General features: G+C 40.0%; 7 protein-coding genes. 3 read left to right on the top strand and 4 right to left on the bottom strand.

The genetic code is table 11. The annotated features are described in order from the left end of the window. The first annotated feature begins 487 nt into the window (after positions 1-487). From ACTTJ8_RS10835 to ACTTJ8_RS10825, 3 genes are all read left to right on the top strand, one after another. Complete coding sequence (locus ACTTJ8_RS10835) at positions 488-1324, top strand: RpnC/YadD family protein (RefSeq protein WP_442721189.1); 837 nt, start codon at positions 488-490, stop codon at positions 1322-1324. A 76-nt stretch (positions 1325-1400) separates the two neighbouring features. Next, positions 1401-1997, top strand: a complete 597-nt coding sequence (locus tag ACTTJ8_RS10830; RefSeq protein WP_442721188.1) for an Rpn family recombination-promoting nuclease/putative transposase — start codon at positions 1401-1403, stop codon at positions 1995-1997. Positions 1998-2111: 114 nt separating this feature from the next. Next, positions 2112-2423, top strand: coding sequence for a PD-(D/E)XK nuclease family transposase (locus ACTTJ8_RS10825; protein ID WP_442721187.1), 312 nt, complete (start codon positions 2112-2114; stop codon positions 2421-2423). A 426-nt stretch (positions 2424-2849) separates the two neighbouring features. Here the strand turns inward: ACTTJ8_RS10825 and ACTTJ8_RS10820 are convergent, their stop codons facing one another. From ACTTJ8_RS10820 to ACTTJ8_RS10805, 4 genes are all read right to left on the bottom strand, one after another. Next, entirely contained in the window at positions 2850-6104 is a 3255-nt protein-coding gene (locus tag ACTTJ8_RS10820; RefSeq protein WP_442721186.1) for an immunoglobulin domain-containing protein, read from the bottom strand. 13 nt (positions 6105-6117) lie between these two features. Beyond that, on the bottom strand, positions 6118-6987 hold the full coding sequence (locus ACTTJ8_RS10815) for a hypothetical protein (RefSeq protein WP_442721185.1): 870 nt from the start codon (positions 6985-6987) through the stop codon (positions 6118-6120). A gap of 96 nt (positions 6988-7083) precedes the next feature. Beyond that, positions 7084-7269, bottom strand: coding sequence for a hypothetical protein (locus ACTTJ8_RS10810; protein ID WP_442721184.1), 186 nt, complete (start codon positions 7267-7269; stop codon positions 7084-7086). 35 nt (positions 7270-7304) lie between these two features. Further along, positions 7305-7884, bottom strand: a 580-nt coding sequence (locus ACTTJ8_RS10805; protein WP_442721183.1) for a PD-(D/E)XK nuclease family transposase, incomplete at its 5' end; no start/stop codon positions are given.

The raw sequence follows: 7884 nt of genomic DNA, 5'->3' as shown, positions 1-7884 counted from the left end.
GATTTAGAACTCGTCGACCTATTCGAAAACGCAGTTATCGAATAGGTCTAATATATACTATTAGATAAGAAATGAACAGGCTGCCAAAACCTTAGTAAAGGAGTAAATCATAAAAAAGCCGTCTCACGCAGGATTTCTCCAACGCAAAACGGCTTTTTCCTCAATTCTTATGAATTAGTGAAGTATATGCCAGAATCTGTCACAATCCATTTCAAAATCCTATAATCTATGCTATAATACAGCCTGTGAGAGAGAGTAACTATGAGCACAGCAAACAGAAAGTATAAGGATTCCTGTCTAATACGGTACGTCCGTGTACCGTATTAGACGATGAGTTTTTCGTTCCGAAAAACTCACTTCTGTAGAGAACCACCGCCATCCGTGGCGGTTATATAGTATGAGTACTTTTGCAAATAGGCGGAGCAGATGCAAGGAGTTAGGCAAAAAAGTACCGCAGGCGTATCGGATATACGTCGAGGACACTTTTTTGCCGTGTGACGCAGCCGATGCCCGTATATTTGCAAAAGAGAATTTCTTATCGCTATATAATGCTTTACATGGAACAAACCTACCGCTTTCATGTCCGGTAGAAAACATAAGGCTTGATAATATCATGTACATGAATATTGTCAACGATGTTTCCTGCCTTGTAGACAATAAGATTATCGTGCTTGCTGAACACCAATCCACAATAAACGAGAATATGCCTATACGTTTTTTACAGTACATAGCACGGCTGTATGAAAAACTTCAAACGCCGGCAGATAGGTATTTGAGAAAGCTATCAAAAATACCTACGCCTGAGTTCTACGTCTTTTACAATGGGGTGAAAGATTATCCTGAAACGATAACTTTAAAACTTTCCAATGCCTTTATTACCAAATCTGAGCAGGTGCCGCTGGAGCTGACAGTACAGGTACTGAATATAAATAAGGATAAAGGGAACAAAATACTCAAAACTTGTAAAACCTTAGATGAATACAGCCTTTTTGTGGAAGAAGTGAGAAGCCAAACACAACTCAATCCTGAAAACGGCTTTACCAATGCAGTAAAGATATGTATAGAAAAAGGAATCCTAAAAGAATATTTACAAAGAAAAGCACGGGAGGTAATCAATATGTTAATAGCAGAATACGACTATGATACGGATATTGCAGTGCAAAGAGAAGAAGCAAGCAAAATAGCCTTTGCCAAAGGAATATCTCAAGGTTTCCGCCAAAAAGCGCTGCAGGATGCAAGTAATTTCAAACGGCTTGGAGTTTCTGTAGATATTATCTCACAAGCGACCGGTCTTACCCAAGCAGAGGTAGAAGCGCTGAATTAATCCTTAATTAAGAATTTTCTTCATTTTTCAAGCCATTTTTGCATCCGTGCTCTATATAGACAGTATGGAGGTTCAAATGGAAGATACCTATAGATTAACCCTTAAAAACGATTACTTATTCAAACTCTTGCTCGGATCGGAAGAGAACAAAGCTTGTTTACAGGACTTTCTTGAATGTGTTCTGGATATGCCAACCGGTATGATTATAGACCTTGAACTGCTGGACAAGGAACTCGCAAAAGATGTGATAACCGATAAGACTGGGATTCTCGATGTTAAGCTTCGATTAAAAGACGGAACAACAATTGATATTGAAATTCAAAACTCGTGGTCTGCCGAATTTATTCCTCGAACATTGTTCTATTGGTCTAAAATGTACATCGAAGGCTTCAAAGAAGGTGAGCCGTATACCAGCCTTACAAGATGCATCGCTATTAATCTGATCTCCCAAGGATTTAAGCTCAATAACGAGGCGCATTCTGCCTATAGCATACTGGAAAAAAAGAGTCATCAGCCGCTCACTGACTTATTAGAGATACACTTTCTGAACTTATCGGCAGTAAAAGGAGCTGAAATACGGCAAACGATTACTACCAAAAAGCAAGAAAAACTGTTAAACTGGTTACGGTTTACCAGAATTCACCCTTTTGAAAATAGACGATGCAGGTGCTAGAAGCCAGCCGAAATAAAGCGGAGACGTATCGGGTATACGTTGAGCATTTATTTCGGTGTAGCGACAACGCAGATGCGCTGTATATTTTCAAAAGACGACAAGAAGGAAAGAGCCATGTTAGCAACAACCTCTCCGATATTGCAAATGCTGAATGAGAAAATTGATGTTTTGAGTTTAAATCCTGAAGAGCGGAAGCTGTATGAATCGAGGATGAAGCTGAAAAGCGACATTGCAACTATTTCTGAAGTACAGTTTAAAGCTGGAGCCGAATGGGGTCTCGCCGAAGGCGAAGCTAGAGGTCGTTCAGAAGGTTCTCATCAAAAAGCGCTCGAAACGGCAAAAAATCTTCTGCAATTCGGACTTTCCCAGAAAAAGATAGCACAAGCCACCGGTCTTTCCTTAAAAGAAGTGGAAGCTCTGAATTAATTCACAATTAAAAATTACTCCCTCCCTATCGCGTAAATCGCCTTTACGGTTCCCTTCGAACGGGTTTCAGCATGGTTATTAACCTCGTAGGTAATAACAAAGTCTTTTTCTTTGTTCATTTTATTCGTGCGGAGGGTTTAATACCCGCCGTCCACGGCAACGCTTGCGTTAGGGTTGTTGATTAACCCTGATCACAAAAACAGACGGTAAAACAAACAGTATTTTCCGCCAAGCTCCCTTCCGAAACCCCAACTGTTAACGCATACGCCATGCGCATACCAATGCAGCAGTTTTCAGAAACTGACACTTCTTCAACTGCTGCATTATAACACACGATTTCAACAGCCTAACGATGCAGCATGGTTATCGCCTCGGAAACCGATATCACTACAATTACAAATTACCCATTAGCGCATTATCAATTAATTACTCCCACTTTAAGGTATAGGTTACTTCGGCTGCACCTTTACCCGCATAAGTATATTTGATAACAAAATCCTTTGTTGCTCCCCGTGCCAGTGTAAAATCTGCCGGATAGCTAACCGTAACATTCGTAATATTAAAATTATTCTTCGTGTTACACTTCCAAGTATTACTACTACGGTCATACTTAAATTCTACAACACTTTGCTGATAATCCGATAAAATATGCTTTTCCTTCACCAGATAATAAATACTTATATCATATGCCGTTTTATAATGCACTAACTTTGTATTAAGCCGGACATATTCGAGTTTAGAAATACAACTAGCACCAGCAGGGGCTATTTTTCCTGTACCTTTTGCAATCCACTCTCCATTTTTACCCTTCTCATCTATATCCAAATCTTTCATCCCGCATTTTTCCCATAAGGACTTAAAATCGGGTACTTTTGTTTCATCATAAACACCTCCAACCCTAAAATCATATGTAAACGCGCTATTAGTATCGCCAAGCGTAAGGTTTTTTATTTCCTTTGCTTGAACCGTCAACTTTCCCGGAGGGATAAAAGCCATGTCGCACACAGTATTTTTGGCATCATCTTCACTATTTATGGTTATTTCAGCCATATTTATATTACCTGTAGGAATAGCCGTATCCCATTTTTGCGTTTCATAATTAGGATTACAAAATGCAAGAAACTGAATTTTATCGCCTTTCTTTACATACGAGCTCAGTTCAATAGGCTTTCCATCCCTAAGAGCAACAATACGTCCTGCATCATCATCATTTACCCTAAAGGCCAATTGATACGCTTCTTCCACTTCTACTTTTGCAACAGCAGATGCCCTGGTTACAGTTTTCTTACCGTCAACCTTATCGTTTGTATTCGTAACAACACAATAATAGTATTCGGTTTTTACCGAAGCAGTATCTACGTTTAACTTGAGCGTTGCAGAGATTTCTCCGTTTAGTTTTGTTCCATTTACATTACTATCAGAAGTGTTTTGATACCACTGATAAGAAACCTGCCCCATATCCATTGCAAGAGCTTCCACTGTAAGACTTATAGAGCCTGGGGTGTTTATGGGAAGAGTCTTGCTTTCAGGCTCTTTAATAATTTTAGGCTGAGCTGCATCCGTATAGAGCGGTCCTGAACTTATCAATAGCTTCACGGCATCGGTTTTTACCGTATCGGTCTCACCGTTAGAAGAATTTGTATTGGTTACTTCACAATATATGTAGCAATCTGTTGGGACAGTTTTATTAGGCCGGTAAGAATACAATACTTCACCATCTATTAATGTTCCACCCTCGTTCGATTGATAGTCATTTTTATACCACTTATATGAAAGCGTTTCTCCATCAGGCACAGGAGCGGTCTTTACCTCCATAACGGCATCGTCGGTTGAGTTTAACTTTATCCGCAAAGCTTTAGGTTGAGCTAAGATAAGGGGGCGCGTAAGGGTATAATCAGGATTTTCTGTTGTAATAACCTCGGTTTTAGTTTTCTTAATCTTATTGCGGTAGGGAGAAAAGCCCGCACCACTTGACTTTTTCTCGGCAGGTTTGGTAAATGCAGAATTTTTTTGCGCATTATAGTTATTATTAGTAATATTTTGCGTTATCCAGCTATACAATACAACCTGACCGTCTTCCTTAACATAGCCGACAGGATCGCTTAAATAAAAAGGTTCATCGAATTGTTTATGACTTCCGCTTGACGGAGCTGCATAATCGGTCCATTCGCTGGGCACCCCTAAACTGCTTATAGAAGCGGGATCGCTGTAGTAAAAGATAAATTTAGAATGAGTATCAACACAGAACATTGAGTTATCAAGCGATACCCCGCCCGATGCCGTAAAACGGTAAAAATAAAAGCGTTTTTCTTTTTCCAAATCAAAAAGAGGCGGCGTACTGCCCCATCTATCCTGCCGTGATTTATAGCGGTAAAATTTTACCTTACCCATAGCTTTTAGACCGGAACCGAAATCAGGACCTGCATATTGTTCAGGCGAACCCGACCATGAATCAGGTTTAAACCGATAAGAAGCAATATTCGTGCTGTTATTAAAGGCATCGATATAAACTACCCATTCAGCGAATTTCGATGCAGAAAAGCCGTAATCTTTATCATAATAGGTAAAGGGGTCTATTTCTTCGGGTGTGGTGTTAACCTTTACAACATACTTTTTATTACCGTTTTTATCTACAGGATTATATACGGCCGCAGCATTTCTTTTGACGGTAAACTTCATATTCCAACCTAAGTATTTACCCTCTTTTCCTTCAACTGAAATTTCTGCATTGGCACTATCATTGGTATCAAACTTTATAGGATTGGGAGTAAGCTTTACGGGAAGACTATCAAAGGTCTTAAATATGACAACTATATCATCCTCGGTTATTTGCGTTACATTTGAAGGAACACTCACTTCTTTTCCGATTTCGCTTTTAATACCCTGCACATACATTTCCAGAGGTTCCAAAGCAACATCTTCATTTTCAGCTCTTTTTGCTCTCGTTACGGATACAACATCGTCAAAGTCTTTATATTGACCTTTTAGAGCCTTTACAAAAATTTTTACATCAATGCTTTCGTCTTCTTTTAGCTCAATGCTGTTTTTTTCTAAGACAACAGGAATAACCGTTTTTTCCGTACCGTAACTGAATTCCGCCCTAACATCGGCTGCCGAGATCATAGTTTTTCTATAAGGAAGAGTTACACTTCCGCTCATTGCATTTTCTCCGGCAATTGTAAGGCTTTCTAACTTTAAGTCGAAAGGTTCACTTTGCGTAATTTTAATAATCTTTGTAACTTCACCGTATTCAGCTTTGGTATCCTGTATTTTTATAGTTACAGGAGTCGGTGTTCCTGTAACTAAGGGAACTCCGTCTCCATTAATTTCCACACTTACTTCAACTTCTTCCATAGTTGATAAAGAGCTTACAGCCTTTACTTTTATATTTTCAGGCAATATCTCTTCAACGGAAGGCGCAACATTTACCCAATAGGATCGGGCTTCAGAAAATTTTTTTATTTTATCTACTTCATCTATCGGGGTGTCAGCCAAAACAGGTACAACATCAATCCCTTTAACCTGCAAGGAGGTAATAACAAAATTCGACGAAACAGATTCCGCCGATCGGGAGTACCACGGAGTACCGATTGCCGGTTTACACGTTGAAAACACGAGTATTGCTGCAGCAGTTAAAGATAATAAACTAATGGTATTTGCAATCTTTTTAGATAAACGCATAAGAACCTCCTCCTTACACTTTAAAAGTTAACCCAACGGTTACCCCGAAATCGAGTGAATTGAGATAAAGAGAATTGATAGGTGTTGTAGTAACATTGTGTTTAGTTTGTTTTTCAGCAGCATGAGCCAATTTAGGCGGCATTGTTATATATTTCGGTTTATAAACAGTATAAGATAAGAATGCGCCCAACACAATTTCCATATTGGAAAGGAACGGCTGATTGTATTCAATAAAGCCCTTAAAGATAAACCCGATAGGATTAATCTTTTTCATTTGTTCTTCCGTAATCAAGAGTGTTCCTGTTTCGCTGGAAAAATCAAAACCTTCTTGTTTTAATGCTTCAACTTCTTTCGGTGTAAGATTCGTATACATTTCATAAATCGGCTGCGGATCAAGCGGCATTTTAATGCCGGTATTAAACCCTACCGCAAGGCGGTTCCGTAAAAAATACGAACGCCCCCCTGTGGTAAGGGTTATCACCGGAGTCATGTGAATACGGCAAAACACATCAATCTTCTTACCTTTACCGTCATTCAGCTGAGCATTATACTGCCCCGAAGTCTGTCCTGTAAAGCCTTGCCCAAGACCGAATGCAAAAGTCAAGCCCAATCCGCCGAATACGCTGTTATCTTGAAACCGGAAGTATTTCATTGAATCAAAAATATAGGTTAAATCAGCTTCACCGGTAGTAATATACCCCAGTGCCCCCTTCATACCATCACCGCCCAAATAAGCCATATCAGCAGGGCTGATGTACGGCCTCGTCAAAGAACCGGTTAAATTCGCCTTTAGCCCCAGCGTAAAGCCGGAGTCAAACGCGTAAGCGTGGAATATAAATACGACCGGAAAGAGAATGGCTATATGCTTTTTATGTTTATACATCAAAATAGCTCCTTTGATACGGCTAATCTTTTACATTCCTGTCTGCATTTAATCAGGTTCTATAGCGACAGAGTAATAAGAATAGATATTTTTACATTACGGGCTATAAAATCTTTTGTCAAGTGCGGATGAAAATGGGAATGGACAAAGAAGAGAGATGGTCGTTATATCGCTTTTCAGCTTCATTCTTGACTCATACGGTTTCCGTTCTGTCGGTGATAAAGTTAATACGTCTATTTTTTCATTCAGCATTTGTAATACCGGTGACTTCGTTGCTATCATATTCTACGCCCCTCAGCGGGTTCTTAGCAGAACTTTTATAGTGCGTTGACCTCTGCGGGGGAAAGACCAGTTGCTTGTGCGATGTTTTCTCGTGATAAGCCAAAGTGCAGAAGATTTTTCGCTGTTTCGAGTGCTTTTTGGCGAGCACCTCGAGCTTCGCCCTCAGCAAGACCGAGCGATTTACCTTCAGCAAGACCGAGTGATTTACCTTCGGCAAGTCCAAGTGATTTACCTTCAGCAAGACCAAGGGATTTACCCCGTTCAACCCCTGCACTGAATTGCGTCTCTGAGATGGTCGTTATATCGCTTTTCAGCTTCATTCTTGACTCATACAATTTCCGTTCTGTCGGCGATAAAGTTAATACGTCTATCTTTTCATTCAGCATTTGTAATACCGGTGACTTCGTTGCTATCATCGCTCTCTCCTTCTTATTGGTTGCTCCTATAAATCGCAGCCAGTTAATAAGCTGACTGCGTTTACCAACCGCTTTCCCTTCTTCTTTCGCCTTTTTTGCTGCTTGCAAGTCCAAGAAATGTACCTCAAGCACATCCGTTAGTGTGGTATGCGCTGTCTTTTCTTGTAGCAGGTACTCTGAATGAATAGCGTCATTGAGC

This window comes from Treponema sp., assembly GCF_052169735.1.
Lineage (GTDB): Bacteria > Spirochaetota > Spirochaetia > Treponematales > Treponemataceae > Treponema.
This window is presented reverse-complemented; position numbering and strand designations above follow the sequence as displayed.

Coding starts and splice junctions, on each gene's coding strand:
- ACTTJ8_RS10830 (WP_442721188.1), top strand. CDS start 1,401: ATGGAAGATACCTATAGATTAACCCTTAAAAACGATTACTTATTCAAA.
- ACTTJ8_RS10825 (WP_442721187.1), top strand. CDS start 2,112: ATGTTAGCAACAACCTCTCCGATATTGCAAATGCTGAATGAGAAAATT.
- ACTTJ8_RS10820 (WP_442721186.1), bottom strand. CDS start 6,104: ATGCGTTTATCTAAAAAGATTGCAAATACCATTAGTTTATTATCTTTA.
- ACTTJ8_RS10815 (WP_442721185.1), bottom strand. CDS start 6,987: ATGTATAAACATAAAAAGCATATAGCCATTCTCTTTCCGGTCGTATTT.
- ACTTJ8_RS10810 (WP_442721184.1), bottom strand. CDS start 7,269: ATGATAGCAACGAAGTCACCGGTATTACAAATGCTGAATGAAAAAATA.